The 23,867-nt window shown below is 57.6% G+C and carries 22 protein-coding genes; 13 read left to right on the top strand and 9 right to left on the bottom strand.

Annotation, left to right across the window (positions count from 1 at the left end; translation table 11 throughout):
• Positions 1 to 45 precede the first annotated feature (45 nt).
• Positions 46 to 1,380: an acetyl ornithine aminotransferase family protein gene (locus N3G78_08035; protein MCX8117862.1), complete on the top strand. Its 1,335-nt coding sequence runs from the start codon at positions 46 to 48 to the stop codon at positions 1,378 to 1,380.
• A 3-nt stretch (positions 1,381 to 1,383) separates the two neighbouring features.
• Here N3G78_08035 and N3G78_08030 read toward each other — a convergent pair whose 3' ends face one another.
• A complete protein-coding gene (locus tag N3G78_08030; protein ID MCX8117861.1) occupies positions 1,384 to 1,959 on the bottom strand; it encodes an isochorismatase family protein in 576 nt (191 codons plus the stop codon).
• Between the two features lie 74 nt (positions 1,960 to 2,033).
• Entirely contained in the window at positions 2,034 to 3,233 is a 1,200-nt protein-coding gene (locus tag N3G78_08025) for a M20 family metallopeptidase (protein MCX8117860.1), read from the bottom strand.
• Positions 3,234 to 3,417: 184 nt separating this feature from the next.
• Here N3G78_08025 and N3G78_08020 point away from each other — a divergent pair, with 184 nt between their 5' ends.
• The 12 genes from N3G78_08020 (at position 3,418) to N3G78_07965 (ending at position 15,779) form a co-directional block, all read left to right on the top strand.
• Entirely contained in the window at positions 3,418 to 4,728 is a 1,311-nt protein-coding gene (locus tag N3G78_08020; protein ID MCX8117859.1) for an ABC transporter substrate-binding protein, read from the top strand.
• A 75-nt stretch (positions 4,729 to 4,803) separates the two neighbouring features.
• On the top strand, positions 4,804 to 5,661 hold the full coding sequence (locus N3G78_08015; GenBank protein ID MCX8117858.1) for a branched-chain amino acid ABC transporter permease: 858 nt from the start codon (positions 4,804 to 4,806) through the stop codon (positions 5,659 to 5,661).
• 1 nt (position 5,662) lies between these two features.
• Positions 5,663 to 6,664: a branched-chain amino acid ABC transporter permease gene (locus N3G78_08010; protein MCX8117857.1), complete on the top strand. Its 1,002-nt coding sequence runs from the start codon at positions 5,663 to 5,665 to the stop codon at positions 6,662 to 6,664.
• A 7-nt stretch (positions 6,665 to 6,671) separates the two neighbouring features.
• On the top strand, positions 6,672 to 7,397 hold the full coding sequence (locus N3G78_08005) for an ABC transporter ATP-binding protein (GenBank protein ID MCX8117856.1): 726 nt from the start codon (positions 6,672 to 6,674) through the stop codon (positions 7,395 to 7,397).
• Complete coding sequence (locus N3G78_08000) at positions 7,381 to 8,085, top strand: ABC transporter ATP-binding protein (GenBank protein MCX8117855.1); 705 nt, start codon at positions 7,381 to 7,383, stop codon at positions 8,083 to 8,085. Before N3G78_08005 ends, N3G78_08000 begins: the two co-directional genes overlap by 17 nt.
• Before the next feature lie 199 nt (positions 8,086 to 8,284).
• Positions 8,285 to 8,590 carry an antibiotic biosynthesis monooxygenase gene (locus tag N3G78_07995; protein MCX8117854.1) on the top strand — a complete coding sequence of 102 codons (306 nt, stop codon included), beginning with the start codon at positions 8,285 to 8,287 and terminating at the stop codon, positions 8,588 to 8,590.
• Positions 8,591 to 8,597: 7 nt separating this feature from the next.
• Positions 8,598 to 9,401 carry a putative hydro-lyase gene (locus tag N3G78_07990; GenBank protein MCX8117853.1) on the top strand — a complete coding sequence of 268 codons (804 nt, stop codon included), beginning with the start codon at positions 8,598 to 8,600 and terminating at the stop codon, positions 9,399 to 9,401.
• A gap of 18 nt (positions 9,402 to 9,419) precedes the next feature.
• Positions 9,420 to 10,715 carry an aspartate aminotransferase family protein gene (locus tag N3G78_07985; GenBank protein MCX8117852.1) on the top strand — a complete coding sequence of 432 codons (1,296 nt, stop codon included), beginning with the start codon at positions 9,420 to 9,422 and terminating at the stop codon, positions 10,713 to 10,715.
• Between the two features lie 130 nt (positions 10,716 to 10,845).
• On the top strand, positions 10,846 to 12,372 hold the full coding sequence (locus tag N3G78_07980; GenBank protein MCX8117851.1) for an ABC transporter substrate-binding protein: 1,527 nt from the start codon (positions 10,846 to 10,848) through the stop codon (positions 12,370 to 12,372).
• Positions 12,373 to 12,464: 92 nt separating this feature from the next.
• Positions 12,465 to 13,409: an ABC transporter permease gene (locus N3G78_07975; GenBank protein MCX8117850.1), complete on the top strand. Its 945-nt coding sequence runs from the start codon at positions 12,465 to 12,467 to the stop codon at positions 13,407 to 13,409.
• Between the two features lie 15 nt (positions 13,410 to 13,424).
• Complete coding sequence (locus tag N3G78_07970) at positions 13,425 to 14,273, top strand: ABC transporter permease (GenBank protein ID MCX8117849.1); 849 nt, start codon at positions 13,425 to 13,427, stop codon at positions 14,271 to 14,273.
• Between the two features lie 228 nt (positions 14,274 to 14,501).
• Entirely contained in the window at positions 14,502 to 15,779 is a 1,278-nt protein-coding gene (locus tag N3G78_07965; GenBank protein MCX8117848.1) for a M20 family metallopeptidase, read from the top strand.
• A gap of 506 nt (positions 15,780 to 16,285) precedes the next feature.
• Here N3G78_07965 and pgeF read toward each other — a convergent pair.
• The 7 genes from pgeF to N3G78_07930 all read right to left on the bottom strand — a co-directional run.
• A complete protein-coding gene (gene pgeF / locus N3G78_07960; GenBank protein MCX8117847.1) occupies positions 16,286 to 17,101 on the bottom strand; it encodes a peptidoglycan editing factor PgeF in 816 nt (271 codons plus the stop codon).
• Between the two features lies 1 nt (position 17,102).
• The gene (locus tag N3G78_07955; GenBank protein MCX8117846.1) at positions 17,103 to 18,119 is read right to left on the bottom strand and encodes an RluA family pseudouridine synthase; all 1,017 of its coding nucleotides are present in this window, start codon (positions 18,117 to 18,119) and stop codon (positions 17,103 to 17,105) included.
• 14 nt (positions 18,120 to 18,133) lie between these two features.
• Positions 18,134 to 19,567: an L-seryl-tRNA(Sec) selenium transferase gene (selA, locus tag N3G78_07950; GenBank protein MCX8117845.1), complete on the bottom strand. Its 1,434-nt coding sequence runs from the start codon at positions 19,565 to 19,567 to the stop codon at positions 18,134 to 18,136.
• A complete protein-coding gene (locus N3G78_07945) occupies positions 19,533 to 21,299 on the bottom strand; it encodes a TIGR04190 family B12-binding domain/radical SAM domain protein (GenBank protein ID MCX8117844.1) in 1,767 nt (588 codons plus the stop codon). The genes selA and N3G78_07945 overlap by 35 nt, the downstream gene beginning before the upstream one ends.
• Before the next feature lie 2 nt (positions 21,300 to 21,301).
• Entirely contained in the window at positions 21,302 to 22,414 is a 1,113-nt protein-coding gene (locus N3G78_07940) for a hypothetical protein (GenBank protein ID MCX8117843.1), read from the bottom strand.
• 54 nt (positions 22,415 to 22,468) lie between these two features.
• Positions 22,469 to 22,618 (bottom strand): hypothetical protein, encoded by a 150-nt coding sequence (locus N3G78_07935; GenBank protein ID MCX8117842.1) that lies wholly within the window; start codon positions 22,616 to 22,618, stop codon positions 22,469 to 22,471.
• Between the two features lie 664 nt (positions 22,619 to 23,282).
• Positions 23,283 to 23,867: OmpA family protein (locus tag N3G78_07930; protein ID MCX8117841.1), on the bottom strand; the 585-nt coding region annotated here is incomplete at its 5' end.

Raw genomic sequence — 23,867 nt, 5'->3', positions numbered from 1 at the left:
TTCGGTGTGCCCCACCCTCATCGTAACAAGAAGGAGGAAGAGATCATGGACAAGAAGGTCCCCCAAATCGTCACAGCCCTTCCTGGCGCCGAAGCGAAAAAGGTCCTCGAAAAAGACCAGAAGTACATCTCCCAGTCCTATACAAGGGTCTATCCGCTCGTGGTGAAACGGGCCTCGGGAGTGGTGGTGGAGGATGTCGATGGCAACCGGTTCCTCGATTTCACCTCGGGCATCGCCGTCTGCAACACGGGTCACTGCCATCCGAGGGTCGTGGAGGCCATCAAAAGGCAGGCCGATCAGTTCATCCACATGTCCGGGACGGACTTTTATTATGAGGCCCAATCCACACTGGCCCAGAAGCTGGCCGAGATCACCCCGGGACCGAAAGAGAAGAGGGTCTTCTTCGGGAACTCGGGAGCCGAGGCGATCGAGGCGGCCCTGAAGCTGGCCCGTTACCACACCAAACGGCCCAGGGTCCTGGCCTTCCTGGGCGCATTTCACGGACGGACGATGGGCGCCCTCTCCCTCACCGCGAGCAAGGTCATCCACGAACGGGGGTTCTCCCCCCTCGTCCCGGGAATCACCCATATCCCTTATGCCTACTGCTACCGCTGCCCTTACCATCTTCAGTATCCTGCCTGCGAGGTGGCCTGTGTGGAGTGGATCCGGGAAGATCTCTTTAAGCGGTCGATCCCTCCGGAAGAGGTGGCCGCCATCTTCGTCGAGCCGATCCAGGGCGAAGGAGGCTACATCGTCCCTCCGCCCGAATTCCATCAGAAACTCTATGCCCTGGCCAAGGAGTTCGAGATCCTCTTCGTCGTCGATGAGGTCCAGACCGGCATGGGAAGGACCGGAAAGATGATGGCGATCGAACATTGGAATGTGGTGCCCGATATCATCGCCCTGGCCAAAGGCATCGCCTCCGGCATGCCCCTCGGGGCCACGGTCTCCCAAGCCGAGGTGATGGATTGGGTCCCCGGCTCCCATGCGAGCACCTTCGGGGGAAATCCCATCAGCTGTCAGGCCGCCTTGACGACGATCTCCCTCTTGGAGGACGGCCTGGTGGCCAATGCGGAACGCCTCGGTTCCTATCTCCTAAGTCAGCTCCGAGGGCTTCAGGATCGTTTCGAAATCATAGGTGAGGTCAGGGGCAAGGGGTTGATGATCGGCGTGGAACTGGTCAAAGACAGGGCCACCAAGGCGAAGGCAATCGAGGAGCGAAACCAGGTCATCCAGACCTGTTTCGAGAAAGGCCTTCTCATCCTCGGATGTGGTGAGAACACGATCCGCCTCGCCCCTCCCCTCATCATCACCCAGGAGGAGGCAGACATCGCCCTCAGCATTCTGGAGGAGGTGTTGAGGGACATCCTCAGGAGATGAGGCTCAGGAGAGGGCCTTGATCAACTCCTCGCAGGTGAGGAGGTAGGCAAACCCAAACCCCAGGTTCTTCAGCGTGGCCAGATGGAGGTCCCCCTTCCGGGTGGCCGTGCCGTCGATCAAGATAAAGACGTGATAATCCCTCATGAAGGCATCTCGGGCCGTCGTCTCACAGCAGAGGTTCGTCATCACCCCGCTGATGATCACCTCCTTGATCCCTTTTGACCGAAGCCTCTGATCGAGGTCGGTCTCGAAGAAGGCGCTGTATCGTTTTTTGGGCAAGACCACGTCCTTCTCCCCGACGACGATCTCGGGGAGGAGCCTCCAGTCCTCTGTCCCGACCAGGATCAGGTCTCCCCACCACTCTCCCAGGACTCCCCCGTCGGAGGAGGGATCGGTGTGGCCGTGCTGCGTGTAAATGACCGGGACCTCCTTCTTCCGGCAGGCCTCGATCACCTTGAGCACATTCTTGAGGATGGGCCGGGCAATCCGTCTGAAGTAATTCTGAAGATCGATCACCAGCAGAGCGGCCTGCTCCGGATGGAGCACCGCCTCTCTTTTCCGGTACGGCTTCAATTCCATTAAGATCTTGGGGAGATCGGGGTCTCTTAGGTCTTCCATTTCCAAGCTTCCAAAAACAATCCTCTCCGGTCAGGTCATGTCTGGCCCCTCGCCAGACCTTTCGGATCTTCTTTAAAAAATTTCAGGATCATCCTGGCGTAGATTCGGGCCGCCTGGACCAGGGCCTCCACCCGGACGGATTCATCCGTGGTATGGGACTCCTCTGTCTCTCCGGGGCCGAAGATCAAGGTGGGGATGCGAAACCGGTTCACATAGAATCGGCCATCCGTGAACCCCGAAAAGCCCCTGACTCGCGGGATGGGGCCTAAGACCTCTCCCGCGGCCTCGAGGCCGATCCGGACGATCTCCTCCTCCTGGCCGATCTCCGAGGGTTCGGCAAAGTCCCTCTCATCGATGCGATAGCAGAACTGGGGATCGTCTTTTCGAAGGGGGGATAGGGCCGATCGAATCTCCCGAATTACCTCCTCCTTATCCTCCCCAGGAATCAACCTCCGATCCACCTCGATCTCGCACCGATCCGGGACCATGTTGACCTTCGTTCCGCCCCGAATCGTTCCGATGTTGATCGTCGGTCTTCCGAGGAGAGGGTGTTCTTTTTGAAGCGGGATCGACTTCAACCGCTCGACCAGTCCCATCATCTTCTCGATGGCGTTGACCCCGCGATCGGGTCTCGAACCGTGGGCCGACTCTCCGAAGGTGGTGATCTTGAGCCAGAGGGCTCCCTTCTGGGCGATGACGAGGTCGAGGCCGGTCGGCTCTCCCACGATGGCCGCATCGGCCTTGATCGCCAACTTCTTGGCGAGAAACGCCATGCCCTGATGGCCGTGCGATTCCTCGTCGGAGACGAGATGGAGCACGAGACATCCCTTCTTCAGGGGAAGATCGGATCGATGGAGCATGGCGATGGCATGAAGGAAGGAGGCGATCCCTCCCTTCATGTCCGAGGCCCCGCGGCCGAAAATCTTGCCATGGACGAGGTCACCTCCGAAGGGCCGATGTTTCCACAAGGAAGCATCCCCCGCCGGGACCACGTCGAGATGGCCGTTGAAAATGAGGACCCGACCTCCCTTTCCCCATCTCTTTCGGGCAATGAGATTGACTCTTCCCTTTGGGGAACGATAAATTTTGGTCTGGAACCCCAGTTGCGAAATGAGGGGGGCTAAGAACTCAAAGGCCTGCCCTTCGTTTCCGGGTGGGTTCTCGGTGGGGATTCGAATGAGCCGTCGGGTCAGTTCGATCAGGTCTTTCTGGCTCAGGAAGCGGTCGACTTTCATTGGATCGGTTTAATCATAAAGCGAAACTTCGAGGAAGGCAATAAAAAATTGGGATTGACATTTTAACCCCACATCAGTAATGATAATTCCGCTTTTGAAGAATTGGAGGATGGGAGAAGAGGGAACCATCGATCCTAACAAAGGTTAAAACGCAAAACCCACTCAAGAAAGGAGGGAAGAATTCATGAGCATCCAAAAGTTCGGAACAGTGGTGGTGGCGATCCTCTTATCGCTATTCCTTCTCACCCCTGACCTCTCGTTCGCCCAGAAGGAGGTCAAGATCGGGGTCATCCTTCCCCTCTCCGGACCCCTGGCCCCCATCGGCAAGAGTTTAAAAGATGGGGCGGAGCTGGCGGCGGACATCGTCAACAAGAAGTATCCTGGTATCGGCATCCCCATTGCGGAGTGGGAAGGCATCCCGGGTTTGGGCGGTGCCAAGATCAGGCTGATCTTCTCCGACTCTCGCGGTGATCCGGCCTGGGGCGCTGAGCAGGCCAAGCGATTGATCGAGGACGAGAAGGTCGTGGGTCTCATGGGTGCCTACAATAGTGCGGTGACCAAGACCGCTTCGGTGGAGGCGGAGCGTGCGGGCATCCCCTTCATCAACCCCGACTCCACCTCTCCGGATTTGAGCAAGCGCGGGTTCAAGTGGTTCTGGCGGGTCACCCCTCATGAAACCTGGTTTACGAGGGATCTCTTCGACTTCCTCGACGGCCTGGTCGCGGGGAAGGCCCCCGGTGTGAAGGCCGTTCCGAAGAGCGAGCTCGAGCCCCTGGCCGTGGCGGCGGAGAATACGGAGTGGGGAGCGGCCGCCCTGGCCGAGATCGAGAAGTTTGCCAAAGAAAGGGGCTGGAAGATCGCCGAGGCCTTCAAATACCCCCACAAGGCGACCGACCTGACCAGCGAGGCGAGGAAATTGACGGCCTCCAAGGCACCGACCTTCCTCTTTGCCTCCTATGTCTCGGATGCGATCCTTTTCATCAAGGCCCTCAAGGAGATGAAGGCGACCCCCAGGTTGATTTGGGGGCAGAATGCGGGATTCATCCAGCCCGATTTCTGGAAGACCCTCGGGGCTGATGTGAACGGCATCGTCAGCCGCGATGTCTTCTCCGCCGTAATCGGAAAGGTGAAGCCGGAAGCCGAGAAGATCAACCGGATCTACAAGGAGCGCAGTGGCTTTGATTTCGATGGAAGCTCGGCTCGCGACTTCATCGGGGTTCAGGTCTGGGCCCATGCCCTCAATGCGGCCAAGTCGACCGATCCCAAAGAGATACAAAAGGCCCTCAACGAGCTCTACATCCCGGCAAAGGACCTCATCATGCCCTGGCGAGGGGTGAAGTTCGGCTCTCCCTTCCCCGGGGATACGAATCAGAACGAACTGGGAAGCGGCATCATCATCCAGTACCAGGGCTACCCGGATGGAAAACCTGAGATCGTCTTTCCCTTCGAGGTGGCCACAAGCAAGCTGATCTATCCCTTCCCGGGGTGGAAGTAGACCTTATCTCCCCTCCCTCCCTCCCTTTCAAGGGGAGGGAGGAGGGGGTTTGTCCTCTCTTACCTTTAATCGATTATGGAACTGGTGGTTCAACTCATCGTCTATGGGATCTTGATGGGCATGATCTTCGCGCTGATCGCCCTGGGCCTCTCCCTCATCTTTGGCGTGATGAACATCGTCAACTTCGCCCACGGCGAATTCCTGATGATGGGCATGTACATCGCCTACCTCCTCTCGACCTTTCTCCCCCTCGACCCCCTGGCCTCCCTTCCGGTAGCGGCAGCGGCCGGATATGGATTGGGCCTCCTGAGCTACCATGTCCTCATCCACCGGATCTTGCGCGGTCCGATGGTGGCCCAGCTCTTCGGCACCTTTGGTCTGATGCTCTTCCTGCGGTACCTCGCCATGTACATCTTCACCCCTGATGTCCGGTCGTTAAAACAGGGGATCCTTGTGGGGAAGACGCTCTCTCTGGGATGGATCAGCATCGATGCCAGCAAGGTCGTCTCCGCCGGCCTCTGCCTGATCGCCTTCGCGGCTATCTACTGGATGATCTACCGGACCAAACTGGGAAGGGGGCTCAGGGCCACGGCCATCGACGCCGAGGCGGCCAGGTATATGGGGATCGATACCAAAGGGATGAATGCCCTCGCCTGGGGGATCGGGGGCGCGACGGTTGCCCTCGCCGGCGCCCTCTTGGCCCATTTCTACTATGTCACCCCTACGGTGGGCATGCTCTTTTCGCTGATCGCTTTCGCCACCGTCGCCCTGGGCGGATTCGGAAGCATCCTCGGCGCCTTTGTCGCGGGGATCATCATCGGCCTCATCATGGTCATAAGCGGCCAGCTCGTGAGCGAGCTAAAATTCTCCTTTATCTATGTCGTCTATTTCCTCGTGGTCGTCTTCAGACCCCGGGGCCTCTTCGGTTGGTGAGATGGGGAGCCTTCTGACCGACATCTTCTCCTTGAGCGACCGCCCCCGTTTCGAACGAGTGGGATTTCTCCTCTTCCTCCTGATCGTCCTCCTCTTTCCCTGGGTCGTCACCTCGGCCTATGGAAGGGCGGTCATGATCAAATTTCTCCTCTTCGCCCTCTTCGGCCTGGGATGGAACCTCATCGGCGGCTACGGAGGCCAGGTCGATCTCGGACAGGCCAAAAACGTCGGCTTCGGCGCCTATGCCACGGCCCTGATGATCGTCTGGTGGAAGGTCCCCTTCTGGATCACCATCATCCCTGGCATGGTGATTGCGGCCCTCGAGTCCTTCGCCATCGCTTATCCCATGTTTCGACTCAAGGGACACTACTTCGCCATCGCCACGCTCTGTGTCGCTCTCGTCTGGAAGGAACTGTTCATCTTCTGGGACTGGACCGGAGGGGCCCGGGGAGTGGAACTGCCGATCCGGCAAGGAGCGGATTTCGTCTATATGCAGTTCAACTCCCCCATCTATTACCACTACTTCATCCTCTTCCTCTTTCTCCTCCAATTTTACTTCATGAACTGGTTTCGGAAGTCGAAGCTCGGCTATCAGGTCCAGGCGGTCAGGGACAATGAGGATGCGGCCGCAAGCCTCGGGATCAATGTCTTCCGGACGAAGGTGATCAACTATACGATCACCGGAGGCCTTGGCGCCCTGGGGGGCAGTTTCATGGCGGTCTACTACCTTTACATCGATCCCGATGCGGTCATGCCTCTGGACCTTTCGATCTTGATCGCCATGACCGTCATGGTGGGAGGGGCGGGCTCGATCTGGGGGCCCATCATTGGCGCAGGCCTTCTCATCCCCCTCGACATGTACCTCGGGGCCTGGCTGGGAGCGCAGAAGCGTCTCGGGATCGATTTCATGATCTACGCCGTGATCATGATGATCATCGCAGCCAAAGAGCCGAAGGGCATCTGGGGGATCATCGAGCGCAAACTTCTGAGGAAACGAAGGTAAAGGCCCGATGCTCGTGGTCAAACACCTTGTCAAAACCTTTGGTGGACTGGTGGCCAACGACCAGATCTCCTTCGAACTTCGAAAGGGGGAGACCCTTGGCCTCATCGGACCCAATGGGGCAGGAAAATCGACCCTCTTCAACTGCATCGCGGGTTATTACAAACCGACCTCGGGACAGATCCTCTTCGAGGGAAAGGACATCGCGGGTTGGCCCCCCCATCAGGTCACCCGGGAGGGCATCGCCCGGACCTTCCAGGGCTTGAAGACCATGCCCAATCTGACCGTGGAAGAAAATGTGATGATCGGGGCCTTCTGTCGGACCGATGAGAGGGAGGTGGCCCGGAAGGAGGCCAGGGAGATCATGGAGCGGATGGGCCTTGCCGAGGTCGCAAGCGCCCTTCCCTCCGGGCTTCCCATCGCGCTCCAGAAGAGAATCGAACTGGCCCGGGCCATCGCCACGAAACCCAAACTCCTGATGCTCGACGAAGTGGCCGCGGGCCTCAACCCCCTTGAGACGAAAGAGATCATCCAGACCCTTCAGAGGATCAAAGAGGAGATGGGCTTGACCCTCTTCTTGACCGAGCACGTCATGGAATTTATCATGACGATCTCGGAACGGATCATCGTCATGGCCGCAGGCCGGAAGATCGCCGAAGGACGCCCGGAGGACGTCGCCAAACAGGAGATCGTCATCGAGGCCTACCTCGGGGAGAGATATGCTAAAGGTCGATAAGATTGCGGTCCATTACGAAGGGGTCCCAGCCCTCCACGAGGTGACCCTTGAGGTGAACCCCGGGGAACTGGTCGCCATGGTGGGCGCCAATGGCGCGGGCAAAAGCACCACCCTGAAGGCGATTATGGGCGTTGCCCCTCCGGTCTCCGGCCGGATCCTCTTCGACGGCAAAGAGATCACCCGCGAGGAGACCGCGAGGATCGTGAGGATGGGGTTGGTCTACGTTCCCGAGTCGAGGCGGATCTTCGGCCCCTTGACCGTCGAGGAGAATCTCCTTCTGGGGGCCTTCATCTCCTCTTCGGAAAAAGAGGTCCAGAACCATCTGGAGTACGTCTATCGATTATTCCCGAGACTGAAGGAGCGGAGGCGGCAGAGAGGGGAGACCTTGAGCGGTGGCGAACAGCAGATGCTCGCCATCGGTCGGGGCCTGATGATCCGGCCAAAGTTGCTGATGCTCGATGAACCCTCCTTGGGCCTGATGCCGAAGCTGGTGAGCGAACTCTTCGAGACCATCTCCCTCTTAAAAAAGGAGGGCCTGACCATCCTTCTCGTCGAGCAGAATGTCCGGGAGTCCCTGGAGATCGCTGACCGGGGCTACATCCTCCAGACCGGCCGGACCATCCATACCGGTAAAGGAACAGAGCTGTTGGAATCCGACGTCGTTCGAAAGGCCTTCCTCGGACTGTGAAAAACGCCCTTACGGAATCCTGTCCGTTTGAAAGGGAGGCCAGGTAACGGAAATGAAACCCAATCCTTCGCCCCCCTCACTTCTCTTCCATCCCGGTCAATAACTCCTCAAAACGGTGTCGAGAAACTCCAGGGGTTGCATTTCCACGAGGTTAAGGTAGAATGGATTTAAAGAGATGCTCCACCGAGGGAGGGAAAAGATGGTCTACGTGATCGCCACCATTCGGGTCAAACCCCAAAGACGGTTCGAATTTCTCGAAATCTTCAAGGCCAATGTCCCTCGCGTCAGGGCTGAGAAGGGATGCATCGAATATGTTCCGACCCTCGACCTCCCCGCCGGCCTTCCCCTTCAGAGCCTCGATGAAGACAGGGTCACCGTTATCGAAAAATGGGAAAGCCTGGAGGCCCTCCAAAATCACCTCACCGCCCCCCACATGCTGGCTTATAAAGAAAAGGTCAAGGACATCGTCGAAGGGGTCAGCCTTAAAGTGCTCCAGGAAGCCTGATCAATCCATGAGTAGCAGGATCGAAGATATCGAGCGGCTTTCGCCGAGAGAGACCCGTCTCCTCATCCGGCAAGGAAAATGGGACAAACCCACCGCGGGCCTGGCCCTGGGCTATGCCCAGGCCAACCTCGTCATCCTTCCAGAGAGGTATGCCTTCGACTTTCTCCTCTTCTGTCAGAGGAACCCGAAGCCCTGCCCCCTGCTCGAGGTCTTGGAGCCGGGAAAGTTTCGGACCGAATTCCTGTCGAAGGAGGCAGACATCCGGACCGATCTCCCCCGGTATAACATTTATCGAAAAGGGAGGCTCCAGGGCACGGTCAAAGAGATCCGGTCCCTCTGGAAGAGAGATTTCGTCAGCTTCCTATTAGGATGCAGCTTCTCCTTCGAAGAGGCGATGCTCCGGGCCAGGGTCCCTGTCCGACATCTGGAAGAGAAAAAGAATGTCCCGATGTTCATCTCGAACATCCCCTGCAGACCGGCGGGGGTCTTCCATGGCCCCATGGTCGTCACGATGAGACCCATTCCGATGGAGATGGTGAGCCGTGCCGTCCAGATCACCTCCCGATACCCTTCGGTCCACGGAGCCCCCGTGCACATCGGCGATCCATTAAAGATCGGCATCCGGGATCTGAGAAGACCTGATTTCGGCGATCCGGTGACGATCGGAAAGGATGAAATTCCGGTCTTCTGGGCCTGCGGGGTCACGCCTCAGGCCGTGGTGATGAAGGCCAAACCCGATCTCTGCATCACCCATGCCCCGGGACACATGTTCGTCTCCGACCTCCTCAATGAGGAGTTGGCAAGCCTTTGACCCTGGAAAGGAATCTCCATGGACAAGAAAGAGATCTACGAGAAGCAAAAGAAATACCTCGTCCCCTGGGTGACCCACTACTATGAGGAGCCTCTCTTCCTCGAGAGAGGCAGGGGGAAGTATCTTTACGACATCGAGGGCAGGGAATATCTCGACTTCTTCGGAGGGATCGTCACCATCAGCGTGGGCCACTGCGACGAGGAGATCACGGAGAAGACCTGCGAGCAGATGAGAAGGCTCCAGCACACCTCCACCCTCTACCCCACCCTTCCGGCCATCTCCCTTGCGGAGAAGCTGGCCCAGATCACCCCCGGAAGGCTGCAGAAGTCCTTCTTCACGAGCAGCGGCACCGAAGCCGTCGAGACCGCCATCCTCATGGCCCAGCTCTACACGAAAAGCAACGAGGTCATCTCGCTTCGCCACTCTTACAGCGGCCACTCCCTCCTCACCATGAACCTCACCGGCCATCAGCGATGGCGCCTCGGGGGAAGCTCGATCCCCGGGATCAAACATGCCCACAACGCCTACTGCTTTCGATGCGCCTTCGGAAAGACCTATCCTTCTTGCGATCTTCTGTGTGCCAAGGACTTGAGGGAGCTCATCGAGACCACCACCTCCGGCCATCCGGCCGCCTTCATCGCCGAACCGATCCAGGGCGTGGGCGGTTTCATCACCCCTCCCAAAGAATATTTCCAAGAGGTCGTCTCGATCCTCAGGCATTACGGCGGGCTCTTCATCTGCGACGAGGTCCAGACCGGTTGGGGAAGGACCGGCCGAAAGATGTTCGGCATCGAGCACTGGGGCGTGGAGCCCGATATCATGGTCATGGCCAAAGGGGCGGCCAACGGCTCGCCCATAGGGATCACGATCGCCACCCCCGAGGTGGCCGATGCCTTGAAGGGCCCCCATCTCTCCACGTTCGGAGGAAATCCGGTGACGGCCACCGCTGCCCTGGCCACGATCGAGGCCATCGAGAAGAGAGGCCTTCTCCAGAAGGCCGAAATCATGGGAACGTTCCTGAGGGATCGACTGGAGGGGTTGAAGGAGAAATTCGAAATCATCGGCGAGGTACGCGGCATGGGCTTGATCCAAGCCCTGGAGATCGTCAAGGAGGGAAAGGCCCCTGCTCCGGATCTGGTGGACCGGATCTTCGAGGAGACGAAGAAGGAGGGGCTTCTCATCGGCCGAGGAGGCCTCTACGGCAATGTGATCCGGATCACACCGCCTCTGACGATCGAAAAGGATGACATCCTTCAGGCCGTCCGGATCTTGGATCGGGCCTTCGAAAAGGTCGGATCAATCCCTTCGGGTTGACAATCCGGGAGGAAGTCGGATACTATTTCGTTCGTCCTTCCTCCTGGCCGGTAGCCTTTTAACAGGGCCAAATCGGCTCCTTTTCTGGAAGGGACAAAAGGAGAAAAAGCAGAGAAGAGGAGGATCGGAGATGAAAAGGTATTTGGCATTGGTCACCATCCTTGCTTTCATCCTTTGCCTCGCCGCGGCCAGCCATGCCCAGACCAAAGGGCCCTCCAAGGTCGAGCCCAAACCGGTCTATGGGGGATCGCTCACCATCGCCCAGGGCGTGGAACCGCCAGGGCTCGACCCCACCACTGCCACCTCCGCGGCCATCCCAAGGGTCGTCTATGGCAATGTGTTAGAAGGCCTGGTCAGGATCGACCGAAATGGCAAGGTCGTTCCCGCTTTGGCCCAGGAATATAAGATCTCCAAAGACGGAAAGGAGTATACCTTCCTCCTCAAGAAGGGCGTGAAGTTCCACGATGGAAAGGCCTTCGATGCGGAGGACGTGAAGTTCACCTTCGAACGACTCCTTGACCCCCAGATCACCATCCCCAACCGGAGATACTATCAGGAGATCGAGTCGATGGAAGTGGTCGATCCTCACACCTTCAAATTCAAGCTGAAGAATCCCAATGCGATGTTCCTCTTCAACCTGGCCCGACCCGACTCCATCATCCAGCACAAACAGGCCGTCGAAACCCTGAAGACGGCGCCCGTGGGGACCGGCCCCTTCAAATTCGTCGAGTGGGTCCGGGGCGATCGCATCGTGTTGGCGAAATTCGAGGGATACCACCGGAAGGGGCTTCCTTACCTCGACAAGGTCACCTTCAAATTCATCGGGGATCCGAGCGCCCAGATCGCCAGCCTGAAGGCGGGGGACGTCGACGTCATCGGTTACGATGTGAGCCCGGAGAACGCCCTCCTCCTTGAGAAGGATCCGAAGTTTAAGGTTCTCAATGGATACACGACGACCGAGGTCATCCTCTCGACCAACCATTCGAGAAAACCCTTCGACGATGTCCGGGTCCGCAAGGCCATGGCCCATGCCATCGACCGCAGTGCCTTGATCAAAGGGGCGATGTCCGGCTACGGGGTGCCCATCGGAAGCCACATGGACCCGGGCAACCCCTACTACATCGATCTGACGAAAACCTACCCCTACGATCCAAAGAAGGCCAAACAGCTCCTCGCCGAGGCGGGGCATCCGAACGGGTTCGAGGCGGTGCTCAGAATCCCTGAGCGGTTCGCCTATGCGAGGCGTTCGGGGGAGATCATAGCGGATATGCTCTCGCAGGTGGGCATCCGGCTCAAGATCGAGTTGATGGAGTGGGGGCAGTGGATCGACCGCGTCTTCAGGAATGCCGACTTCGACCTCACCGTCATCGGCCACGCCGAGCCCTTTGACATCGACATCTACGCCAATCCCAAATACTACTTCCGCTACGACAACCCGAAGTTCCAGGAGACGCTCAAGAAGGCGGAGATGGAGATCGATCCGAAACGGAGAAGAGAACTCTACGTCACGCTCCAGAAGATGATCGCCGAAGATGCGGTCAACGGGTTCCTCTTCGTCCTCCCCAGCCTTCCCACGATGAAGAAAGAGGTGATGAACTGGTGGAAGGACTATCCCATCACCGCCCAGGACGTGAGCGAGGTCTGGATCCAGAAATAGACCGATCCCGAGATTTGGATTTCGGCTCTCTTCTTGTCGAACGGGCCTGAGGTTTTCTCCTAAAAGATCTCTGGCCCTTTTTTTTCAAAAAGATGATAGCCTATCTTCTCAAACGGACCATCGTCCTGCTCTTGACCCTCCTGATCGTTTCGATGGTGATCTTTTCGGTCCTCATGGTCCTTCCAGGCGATCCGGCCCAGATCATCCTGGGCATCCAGGCCACTCCCGAGATGCTCCAGAAGTTGAGGCACCAGATGGGGCTGGATCGGCCGGCCCTCCTGCAGTACCTCCAATACATGAAAAATCTGGCCCTCGGAGATCTGGGCCGCTCGATCACCTATGAGGTCCCCGTCACCTCTCTCATCCTTTCGCGGCTCCAGGTGACCGTCCCCCTGGCGCTGCTTTCGATGCTCTTTTCGATCGGCCTCTCCATCCCCCTCGGGATCTACTCCTCCCTTCACCGGAACCGACCTGGAGATTACGGGATCATGATCTTTTCTCAGATCGGCCTGGCCGTGCCCGCCTTCTGGGCGGGGATCCTGCTCATCCTTCTCTTCGCGGTCACCCTCCAATGGCTCCCTGCCGGAGGATTCCATCCCTGGCAGACCGATCCTCTCAAAGCCCTACGCTCCCTCCTCCTGCCGGCCCTCTCACTGGGGCTGGTCAGGGCGGCCGTGCTCACCCGGATGACCCGCTCCTCCATGCTGGAGGTTTTGGGAGAGGACTACATCCGCACGGCGAGGAGCAAAGGGCTTTCGAGGCGGAGGGTTGTTTACAAGCACGCCTTTCGCAATGCGATCATCCCGGTCGTGACGGTCATCGGCCTCCAGGCCGGAGATCTTCTGGCCGGGGCCATCATCATCGAAAATGTCTTTCACCTTCCCGGCGTGGGGAGGCTCGTCTTCGAGGCCATCGGCCAAAGAGACCTCCCGGTGGTCCAGGGGGTCGTCCTCCTCATCGCCTTCATCATCGTGGTGATCAACTTTCTGATCGATATTGCCTACCGCTACCTCGATCCGAGGATCCGGTACGAGTGAGGAAAGAAGAAGGAGATGAGCTTCCGCCGTTCCCTTCGGAATATCAATTTTACCCTTGGGTTCGTCATCACCCTGCTCCTCTTTCTCACCGCCCTGATCAGCCTGTTCTACACCCCTTACGATCCGAACCGGATGAACCTCTCGGAGCGATTCCAGGCGCCCAACCGCGCTCACTGGCTTGGGACGGACCAATACGGGCGGGACATCCTGAGCCGGGTGATGAAGGGCGCCATCAACTCCATCATCGTGGGGCTCGTGGCGGTCTCCATCGGCATGGGCTTCGGCATCTTCCTCGGCTCCCTGGCGGCCTTCTACCGACGGTGGGTGGACGAGGTCATCATGAGGGCCGCCGACGTCCTCTACGGTTTCCCCGCGGTCCTGAGCGCCATCCTCATCACCTCGGTCCTCGGTCCCGGCACGATCAACAGCATGATCGCCATCGGGATCTTCAACATCCCCATCTTCGCGAGGTTGACCCGGGCCACCTCCCTCTCCATCTGGGAACGGGATTACGTGACCTCGGCACGGGCCATCGGCCGAAGCGAGGCCGGGATCGTCTGGAAGTACATCCTCCCCAACATCCTCTCTCCCCTGATCGTTCAGGGGACCGTCCAGTTCGCCATCGCGATCCTTGCCGAGGCGGGCCTGAGCTACCTGGGCCTGGGAACCCAGCCTCCTCATGCGAGTTGGGGCAGGATGCTCAACGAGGCCCAGACGTTCATGGGAACTTCCCCCTATCTGGCGATCTTCCCTGGATGTGCCATCGCCCTGTCGGTCTTGGGTTTCAACCTCCTCGGCGACGGCCTGAGGGATATGCTCGACCCGAAACTGGCGAGAATCCAAATAGGAGTCCGGAGCGCTTGAAAAAGACGATAAATGTACCATCAGCGTCATTGCGAGCCCGAAGGCCGCACCAATTCGATGAAGTCGTCCCGAGCGTAGCGTGGCCCTCCCTTAAGATTCTCCCCTCGCTACGGTCTTTGCCAGGAGGCGCCATAGGCGCCATGGATGTCGTGATAGAAGTCCCGAGGAAGAAAAGATAAGGATTTAAAACTCCGAAAACGCAAAACGGAGACGGAGGGGCCTTTGAAGATCGATCCCGTGCTCAAAGCCATCAGGAGAGAGGAGCTGATCCAACTGACCCAGGAGCTCATCCGGATCCCCAGCGTCAGGCAGGGGGATCGGGGAGGCGAAGAGAAAGTGGCCCTCTTCATCGCCCGCCATCTCGAGGAGATGGGGCTTGACGTGGTGGTCGAAGAGGTGGAGCCGGGCTCTCCCAACGTCATCGGATTGTTACAGGGGCAGGAGGAAGGGCCCTGCCTCATGTTCGAATGCCATACCGATGTGGTCACCGAAGGGGATCGTTCGGAATGGAGATACGACCCGTTCGAAGGGAGGGTCGTGGGAAACCGGATCTACGGAAGGGGGGCCTGCGATACGAAGGGAAATTTGGCGGCTGCGGTAAAGGCGGTCGAGGCCATTATCAAATCGGGGATCCCGTTTAAAGGAAAGATCCTCCTCGGCATCCTCGTCGACGAGGAAGGCCTGATGAAAGGGGTGAAGCATTTCATCCGAAACGGTTGGACCAACAGGGTCCATGCCGCGATCATCTGCGAACCTGTAGACAACCGCCTCTGCATCACCCAGAAAGGGGCTATGAGGGCAGAGCTTCTCACCACGGGAAAGATGAGCCACGGGGCCATGCCCCTCGCCGGATTGAACCCGATCCCTCCGATGGTCTCCATCCTCGAAAAGATCGGACAGCTCGAAGAGGAAGAGATCGAAAGGCTGGGCAAGGATCCCTTCCTCGGTTACCCGAGCCTCACCCCCACCGTGCTTCAGGCACCGGTGAAGGGCGAGCCTCAGCTCAACGTCGTCCCCTATCAGTGCAGGGCCCTTCTCGACATTCGGACGATTCCCGGCCAATCCCATGAGGCGTTGAAGAAACAGCTCGAGGATATCGTCACGGAGGAGGAGCGGGCGGTCAACGAGAGCCTTCAAGGGGGCCGGATGCGAGAATTGAGGGAAACCCTTGAAAAAGGCCTTTCCAAAGGCCTCTCCTTCGAGGCGAGGTTGAATGTCTTCGAAGACCGTCCCTGGACCAAGACCTCCAAGGAGGAGCCCATCGTTCAGGCCGTGGCCAGGGCCTTCCGGTCTGTGACCGGCGAGGAGCCCGTCTACGATGGCGTGCCCGGAGCCACGGACGGCACCTTTCTCACCGCCTGGGCCGGCATCCCGATCGTCACCCTGGGCGCGGGAAAGAAGACGATCCCCCACCAGAAGGACGAGTGGGTGGCCATCGAGGACCTCTGCCTCACCGCCAAACTCTACGCCGCCAGCGCCCTGGAGTTTTTAAAGGGGATCGATTGATCCTCAAGGTTGCGATAGAAAAACTTTAAGGGAAGTCTAAAGCCGTTTTATTTTTGCAATCGACTTTTTGGTTAGGGATAAACTTTACCTTCTCTTACCCTTTTGTAAATCGCAATGGAGACATCCAGGCCCACCATCTCCCGTCAGGTTATCAGGGCAACTACCTGGTGGGCATCGTTAATTCTTTTTTCGGCTGGTATACCTCTCTGATGGCTTCCGCCACCTTAAAGTGGAAACGGGCAAGCAGCCGAAATCTACAACGGGGGAATCGAGAATATTGGCATTGGGGCCATCTGCCGAGGATCCAAGCCGACCTTAAGAATCGACCCGATTCATGGGCGATCCGTTTCTTATAAATGGAACGACTTTTTCCCAGGCTTAATCCCCGGGACCACCCGAACCTTCGGCCTTCCACAGGGCATTCCTCCTCTCCGTTGGGACCGCCCTTTCAAAGATCTTCCCCAGAAGAACGCACCCCACTTCCTTTTGACCCAAAAGATTTGACCTCAACCAAGGGATTTTGATGAAGAGCCGCCTTTCATCCCGATAAAGGAGAGTTGTCTGCCGGTTACGCCCTCTCCGCGGTAGGAGAAGAAGAGATCGTTATGGCAGCGGGTGCAGAGATCGATCCTGGAAATCTGATGCTCCCCAACCCCTTCCTCCGTCATCTGGGCGATGTTGATCCCTGCGAGATCGACCATCCACCTGCCGGCCCTCTTCGAGATGGAAAAGGGTTCCCATTGTCGCGAAAAAACCGGATCGTCCACTTCGTAACAACAGGGGCCGATGGAAGGTCCCAGGACAACGAGGAGGTCTTCTTCGGCACACCGCCACTGCGCTTTCATCGTTCTCAAAACCTTTTGGGTGATTTTAAGTCCGCTTCCCTGCCTCCCGGCGTGGATGGCGGCGATCACCCTTCTCTTTGGATCGACGATGAAGATCGGAAGGCAATCCGCGGTAAGGATCCCGAGATAGAGATCGGGGAGATGGGTGATGACCGCATCGAACTTCATCGGGTTGGTGCTCAACAGGGCGGGGTCGTTCAGGACGAAGATGCCATCCTGGTGAATCTGCTGGCATAGCACAAGCCGGGCAGGGTCGAAACCGAAAGCATAGGCGATCCGATCTCTATTTCCTAAGACGGCTCTCTGGTCATCGCCGTTTTCGAGGCTCACGTTTAAAGAATGGTAGGGGGAAAGGCTCATGCCGCCCTGTCGTGTGAGAAAGGCGTGGTTGAGCCATTCGAATCTCTTCAACGTCGGATCGCTGAAGTAAGGAATCCCCTCCTGGGTGCGGATCGATGAGCGGTCCAGCCGGGTCATGTCACCCCTTTCCCCTGGGATCAAAAGAGAGGCCCTTGGTCAGGAGGCGCAGGCATTCGATCGTCTCTGTTAGGTCCCTCGGGATGGGGGCGATGAACTGAACCCGCTCTCCAGTCCTGGGATGGTCGAACCCTAACTGGTAGGCATGGAGGGCCTGGCGGTTCATCCCCTTCAGACATGAACCGATCTTTGGATCGTCGAGGACGGCCGACTTCCCCCGTCTCCCGTAAAGGGGGTCCTTGAGCAGGGGATGCCCCATCGAGGTGAGGTGGACGCGAATCTGATGGGTTCGGCCGGTCTGAGGACGGATTTCGAGTAAGGTGAAGGGACCGAACCTCTCCAAAACCTTCCATGCCGTCTGGGCCGGCCTTCCCCGATTAGTCCGGATCGTCATCTTCTTCCTCTGGTCTGGATGTCTTCCGATCGGGGCATCGATTTTCCCTTCGTCCTCTTTCACCCCCCCGTGGACGAGGGCCAGATAAACCTTCTCCACCTTCCGGTTCTTAAATTGTCTGGAGAGGTGTTGGAAGGCTTGGTCGGTTTTAGCGACGACCATCACGCCCGAGGTCTCCTTGTCGAGGCGATGAACAATGCCAGGCCTAAGGGATCCGTTGATCCCTGAGAGGCCCCTACAGTGATGGAGGAGGGCATGGACCAGCGTGCCAGAGAGATTTCCAGGGGCGGGATGGACCACCATCCCAGCAGGTTTATCGATGACCAAAATGGACTCGTCCTCATGGAGGACTGAGAGGGGAATGGGTTCGGGGAGCAGGGAGAGGGGTTGAGGCTCGGGCAGGATGCCCGAAACGATATCCCCGGATTTTAAGCGGGTGCTCGGTTTTGGAATTTTCTGGTTGAGAAGAATATGCCTTTTTTCTATGAGGTGTTTGGCTTGGGATCGGGAAGGGCAGAGCCCAGCTTCCGAGAGAAAGAGGTCGAGACGTCTCCCTTCGTCTTTGGGAGTCACCTGGAGGGTGAACGTCTTCTCTCCTGAGGGAAAGGAAGCTACATGGTCCATTCCTTCTTCAAGCTTCAACCCGATCCAGCCTGACCCAAGGCCTTTCCGATCGCTTCGGCTAGGAGGGGAATCTCCTCCTCGAAGACGGTCCTCATATCGAAGAGCAGCTCCCCCTTGCTGATCCGGGAGACGATCGCAGGATCTCCCTTTCTCAAACGTTCCTCGAGAAGGGTGATCGGAGGGGTCTCCGACCTCAAGGCGAGGACGATCGTTGGAAGTTCTTGAAGGGGCAAGGCCCCTCCCCCGACCTGAGAGACCTCCTCTTTCAACGTCACCTGAACGGTCGGCCCCACTTTCCCCTTGAGCCGGTTGAGGAGGCGTCTGCCCCTTCGTCTCAACTCCGAGGGGGTCAGCCCGAGCATCCGCAAGGTCGGGACTTCCTCCATCGCCCGCTTCTCATCGAGGTAGAGGAGAAGCGTCGATTCGAGGGCGGCAAGGGTCAGCTTATCGATACGAAGGGCTCGCATCAGAGGATTGACCTTGATCGTTTCAAGGACCGCTTTCTTTCCAAGGATGATGCCGGCCTGAGGCCCTCCGAGGAGTTTGTCGCCGCTGATGGTCACCACATCGACTCCAGTGCGAATCGCCTCCTGGACGGTGGGTTCCTTTTCGAGTCCGTACCGGCGAAGGTCGATGAGACAGCCACTTCCGAGATCCTCCATCACCGGGAGATGGTGGGCCCTGCCGAGTTGGACGAGCTCCTCGAGGGAGACCTCCGAAGTGAAGCCCATCACCCTGAAGTTGCTCGTATGAACCTTCAGCAGGAGGGCGGTCTCAGGCCCGATGGCCTTCTGGTAGTCCTTGAGATGGGTGCGGTTGGTGGTGCCCACCTCTTTGAGCAGGGCTCCGCTCCGTTTCATCACGTCAGGGATCCGGAAGGCACCCCCGATCTCGACGAGCTCACCCCGGGAGATGATCACCTCTCTTCCCTCTGCAATCGTGTTCAGGCAGAGCAGGACCGCGGCGGCATTGTTGTTGACGACCAAGGCGGATTCGGCCCCAGAAAGCTGGCAGAGGAGGGGTTCCACGTGGGAGTGCCGGTCCCCTCTCTCCCCGTACTCGAGATCGTATTCGAGGTTGGAGTAGGCCTGAGCCACCTCCACCATCTGAAGGAGGGCGCGAGGATGGAGGGGCGCCCTGCCCAAATTGGTGTGGATGACGATGCCCGTGGCATTGATGACCCGTCGTAGGCGGGGCTGGGTCTGGAGATCGATCTCTTCCTTCACAAGCCTGAAGAGGGAGGAGTCCGAGAGGAGATCGTCGACGGGCAAGGACGAGTCGCTTCTCCTCAGCAGCTCGTTCCTAAGCCGTCCCAGCCCTCTTCTGATCGCCTCCACCACGACGGCCCTGGGATGGACCTTGAGAAGGTTCGAGGCCTCCTCCTTTGAAAGCATCTCGTCCACGCTCGGGATCTTACGAAGGGCCTCCTGACGGGGGCGGGACGGCATGAGGCTTCCTCCTCGAAATCAGCGTTTTGATGATTTTGAACAGGTTCATCCGGATGAATCGGGTGGGCCACTCCAGTTCTCGCTTTTCGCAAACGGTGGACATGCTGTAGTGCCGAAGCGACTGAGGTCGGTTCAGCAGGGCCTGGAGCAGCGTTTCCCTTTGTCGAGCGTCTTCGATGGCGAGGATCCGGTCGATCTCCTCCATCAGGGCGAGGGCCCGTTCGATCCGCAACTCAACCGCCTCGGCGGTCTTCCGATCGACCAGACCATATTCGGCCTTCAGGCGGTTGAGCCTCCTCCCCGATTCATAGGTGCTGGCCACGATCTCGTGGCGGTCCATCCATTCGGTTTCGTAATTGAGAATGTACTTCCAGCTCGGGGCCGTCAGGGCCTGACGGTGTTCCTCCACCGTCCGGTAGAAGAGGCGATATCCATGCCTTTCCGGTTCCTCGAAGACGGTGCTTCCTGGATCGAGAAAGGGGGCCAAAGGGGAGATGAAGGGGATGAGTCGATGGTAAGGCCGGAAGCGTTCGAGCAGGGCCCTGCAGTAATCGACGGTTTCCATGACCGACTGGTAGGTCTGTTTGGGAAGGCCGATCATGAAGAAGAGATCGATCCGCTTGCAGCCGAGCTCGATGGCATCGGCGATCATCCTCTCCAGGGGTGGGTTGCCATAAGGCCTGCCGAAGGCCCTCCGCACCTCCTCGTCATGGGATTCGGGCGAGATCTCGATATTAAAATTCTTGACCGCCTCAGCGATTCGCTCCAATTGCCTCCGGGAGGGGGGGACGAAAAATTCGAAGGCGATGTGGTTGTCGATCGGTCTCCTCTTCATCTCCCGGAGAAAAGCCTCCCCATAATCCTCTCCAGGTTGGAAGATGTCGCCGATGATCATGATCGGGGCATTGAGGTGTTCCGAGATGTCGAAGATATCCTTGGCCAGGAGGATCGGGTCACGGTAGGCAGGCCTCGACCGATTGGCCATGGCCCGAAAGGTCCTGGCAGAGCCCCCGCAGGTTTTACAGTGATAGGTGCACCCCCTGCAGGTGAAGACCGCCGTGACGGGATAGGTATACCAGTCGACAAAGGGCTGGTAGCCCACGGGATCCATGAACCGAACGACCTTCTTCATGATGTGCCGGTAATCGATGGCGATCTCGTTGAGATCCTCCGGGACGCAGGTGATGGGATTGGCGTGGATGCCGTTTGCCCCGTCGCGGTAGGTGAGATTGGGGATATCCTTCACCCCCCTTTTCTCCTTGAGGGCCTTGAGCAACTGGGTCAGGGGTTTCTCCGTCGAATCTCCCCTCATCACAAAATCGACATAGGGATACTGGCGTAGGAGCTCTTCATGATAGTAGGTGGCCGAAAGGCCACCCAAGATCACGGGCGTCTCGGGATGATATTTTTTGATCAACTCGGCCAGGGCAAGGGCCCCATGGACGTGGGCCATCCAGTGGAGATCGATTCCAAAGGCAACGGGTCTGTTCTTTCGAATGAACTTCTCGACATCGAATCGTTCGGAGCGGAGCATCTTCATCGCTACATTGACGATTCGAACCTTGAGACCGTGACGTTCCAGATACTCCGAGAGGCTGGCAAAGCCGATGGGGTACATCTCGAAGATGGGCGTGGAGGGCACGACATCGCTGATGGGACCGTACAGGCCTGGCCGTTTCCTGAAGTCATAAAAAGTGGGAGGATGGAGGAGGATCAGGTCTGCCTTGGACATGTTCACTTCTGAGGGGTGGGGCCTTTCGGTCGGGGGGCCTCCTGACGAGGGACGGAGGCCTTTTCGGGCTCGGGGTACTTAGATCGAAACTGTTGGACCCATGTTGCGATCTCGGGATGATCCTTGATCTGCTGGCCCAGGGCGATGAGGTGGTGATGAAGCTCATTTCTGGCCTCTAATTGTTTGAGGGCCTGCTCGGCTTCTTCTTTGACCCTTCCCCGCAATCCCTTCTGCTTTTCGGAGTCTTGGGCTTTCAGGGCTGCGACGAGATCCCGGAGGTTCTGGGGGAGCTCCTCGGGGAAACGGATCTGAGAGAGACGGGCCATATTGAGGATACGAGCGTAAAGACCGAGGTTCGACTGGAGCCAGTATTCTATTTCGTTCACGTCTGCGGTGAGGACCCTCTCCTTGAGTTGATGGAGGCTGTTTTCCAGGGATCGCTTTTCAGAGCCATTGAAGAAGAGGAGCTCGTTGCTTCGAAGGAGGAGCTGGAGCCTCCCTCCGTATAATCCCTTCGAGGCCATCTGGAAGATCCAGCTCCTCTGAATGAAAGGGGGGTTGGGGAGATTGACGGCCGAATGGCCACCGATGATGAAGTGGATCCCGGGCACCGTCTGGGCAAGCTCCACGTCCTTGGGATAACCGAGATGGCTGAGGAGGATGATCAGGTCCGTCCTGGGTTGGAGCTCTTTCACCATGGCCTGGGCGGTCTCGGTGGGGGATCGAAACTGGAGCCCTTTTCTCCTCGGATCGTAGGGATTCTGGAAGGCTTCGGAAGAGAGGAGGCTGAAGAGGCCAATCCGGAGGCCCGCCAGCTCCTTGAGGAGATGGGTTTGGAAGAGGGGCTTGCCTGTGGCCTCATCGATCACGTTGGTTGAGAGGAAGGGGAATTTGGCCCTCTTCGCCATCTCCTGGAGGAACTCCTTTCCCAGGGAAAGATCGTCATCTCCGATGGCCAGGGCGTCATAGCCCATCAGGTTGAAACTGTCGAGAATCAACTGGGCCCTCTCCGTGGCCATCTGCACTTCGTTCTGGGGGATGGGACCGGAATACCTCTTGAAAAGCAAATCACCCGCATCGAGGAGGAACAGGTCTTTTCCCCCTGGTTCGCGCATCTCCCGGATCCACGTCGCCCTCCTGGCCAGACCGCCAAGCCGCGTCCTGGGGTCTCAGGTCGGGCAAGGTTCGATCTCGCCGTTGATATTGTTGGTGTAAAGGATCGTCAGACTCCTGGGTTGCTTCTGGGCGTGAAGGGAACCGTTCGCCCAGAACAAGAAGAACATCCCCAAGAGGGCAACTAAGGCCCATCTCTTTCGCATCCGATCCCTCGCAGTCTATTCTTAACGATATTTATACCCTATCTCCTTCCGGTAAACAAGGGGACGCAAATGGATGAGAGGTCCATGGCGATAATACTAAGGGAATCCCATCTCACTCCCATCGCCCCTGAGTCCCATAGGGCTGTAGAATTACCCTTTCTGAAGTAGAAAATTGTCTCCTGAAGCCAATCCCCCGATGGCGAAAACCACAGCTCCTCAAGGGATCATAGAGTCAAAACTTTTCCATGTATTGGAGGTTTCTCAGGACATCCACTTTAGCCTCCCCGCTTTGGGTGAGGATGGCCTTTTGAATGTCTGGCAAGGTCTGGCGCACGGCACGATGGGGGAGCCCGGGCGGAATCCTTTGCGGAGGATCAGGGCCTTGATCCTGGCGCCCAACCAAATCAAAGCAAGCAGGGTGCCGAGTACCCGGGCAGTTCGTGGTGATTTCTATGATGCGACCATTCGTTGCGATGCGAAATGTATGTCAATAATCAAATCAGCCCTCCAGCTTTAAATGTCCAAATTTCAAGGACGTCCCTAATCGTCTAATCCTACTTAAAGCGCCTCAAGATCATGACGCTTCCATACACCCATCAACCCCGAAGGAGAGATGAAAAGACTCATCCCCTTCTTCGATTAAGTGGCAAAATTCCCTAAGATTTTACTGTTCCACCAATTCCACACGGCGATTCTTGGCGCGACCCTCCTCCGTCTTGTTGGAAGCAACTGGAGAAAGAGAGCCGACGCCAAAGGCTTTGAGCCTTTCTGGGGAGATCTTATGTTTTGTTACCAGCTCTTTTGTCACGGCATCTGCCCGGGCTTTTGAAAGCTTCATGTTGTAGTCAAAATTCCCAACGTTATCGGTATGCCCTACCACATAGAGCTTAAGATCTTTGTTCTCCTGAAGGAGTTTTGCAATCTCATTAATCGCCGGTTCAGACTCTGCTTTAATATCCGCCTTATCGAAATCGAAATAGATTCCATAAACGGAGGCGCTCCCTTTTGATTGAATATCCCTTATCAGGCTTTTGGCATCCGCCACCACCTCCTGTACCATCGCCTCTTTTTCTACGACGGTGAGATAATATGTCTCTCCGTGGGGCGCCCTTACATAAGCGTAGAAAGTTTTGCCCTCCTTGTCGAGTCTTAACCAAAGATCGGTAGTACCACTTTGAAATACTTTAACTCCCCCAATCTGCTTAATGGCGTTTTCAAAGTTTCTCAGAATCTGCAAGCTACTTGGGGG

This window comes from Thermodesulfobacteriota bacterium (genome assembly GCA_026415035.1).
Taxonomy (GTDB): domain Bacteria; phylum Desulfobacterota; class BSN033; order BSN033; family UBA1163; genus RBG-16-49-23.
The sequence above is the reverse complement of the archived record's forward strand: the minus strand, read 5'-3'. Positions and strand labels throughout refer to the sequence as shown.

Coding starts and splice junctions, on each gene's coding strand:
- N3G78_08035 (MCX8117862.1), top strand. CDS start 46: ATGGACAAGAAGGTCCCCCAAATCGTCACAGCCCTTCCTGGCGCCGAA.
- N3G78_08030 (MCX8117861.1), bottom strand. CDS start 1,959: ATGGAATTGAAGCCGTACCGGAAAAGAGAGGCGGTGCTCCATCCGGAG.
- N3G78_08025 (MCX8117860.1), bottom strand. CDS start 3,233: ATGAAAGTCGACCGCTTCCTGAGCCAGAAAGACCTGATCGAACTGACC.
- N3G78_08020 (MCX8117859.1), top strand. CDS start 3,418: ATGAGCATCCAAAAGTTCGGAACAGTGGTGGTGGCGATCCTCTTATCG.
- N3G78_08015 (MCX8117858.1), top strand. CDS start 4,804: ATGGAACTGGTGGTTCAACTCATCGTCTATGGGATCTTGATGGGCATG.
- N3G78_08010 (MCX8117857.1), top strand. CDS start 5,663: ATGGGGAGCCTTCTGACCGACATCTTCTCCTTGAGCGACCGCCCCCGT.
- N3G78_08005 (MCX8117856.1), top strand. CDS start 6,672: ATGCTCGTGGTCAAACACCTTGTCAAAACCTTTGGTGGACTGGTGGCC.
- N3G78_08000 (MCX8117855.1), top strand. CDS start 7,381: ATGCTAAAGGTCGATAAGATTGCGGTCCATTACGAAGGGGTCCCAGCC.
- N3G78_07995 (MCX8117854.1), top strand. CDS start 8,285: ATGGTCTACGTGATCGCCACCATTCGGGTCAAACCCCAAAGACGGTTC.
- N3G78_07990 (MCX8117853.1), top strand. CDS start 8,598: ATGAGTAGCAGGATCGAAGATATCGAGCGGCTTTCGCCGAGAGAGACC.
- N3G78_07985 (MCX8117852.1), top strand. CDS start 9,420: ATGGACAAGAAAGAGATCTACGAGAAGCAAAAGAAATACCTCGTCCCC.
- N3G78_07980 (MCX8117851.1), top strand. CDS start 10,846: ATGAAAAGGTATTTGGCATTGGTCACCATCCTTGCTTTCATCCTTTGC.
- N3G78_07975 (MCX8117850.1), top strand. CDS start 12,465: ATGATAGCCTATCTTCTCAAACGGACCATCGTCCTGCTCTTGACCCTC.
- N3G78_07970 (MCX8117849.1), top strand. CDS start 13,425: ATGAGCTTCCGCCGTTCCCTTCGGAATATCAATTTTACCCTTGGGTTC.
- pgeF (MCX8117847.1), bottom strand. CDS start 17,101: ATGACCCGGCTGGACCGCTCATCGATCCGCACCCAGGAGGGGATTCCT.
- N3G78_07955 (MCX8117846.1), bottom strand. CDS start 18,119: ATGGACCATGTAGCTTCCTTTCCCTCAGGAGAGAAGACGTTCACCCTC.
- selA (MCX8117845.1), bottom strand. CDS start 19,567: ATGCCGTCCCGCCCCCGTCAGGAGGCCCTTCGTAAGATCCCGAGCGTG.
- N3G78_07945 (MCX8117844.1), bottom strand. CDS start 21,299: ATGTCCAAGGCAGACCTGATCCTCCTCCATCCTCCCACTTTTTATGAC.
- N3G78_07940 (MCX8117843.1), bottom strand. CDS start 22,414: ATGCGCGAACCAGGGGGAAAAGACCTGTTCCTCCTCGATGCGGGTGAT.
- N3G78_07935 (MCX8117842.1), bottom strand. CDS start 22,618: ATGCGAAAGAGATGGGCCTTAGTTGCCCTCTTGGGGATGTTCTTCTTG.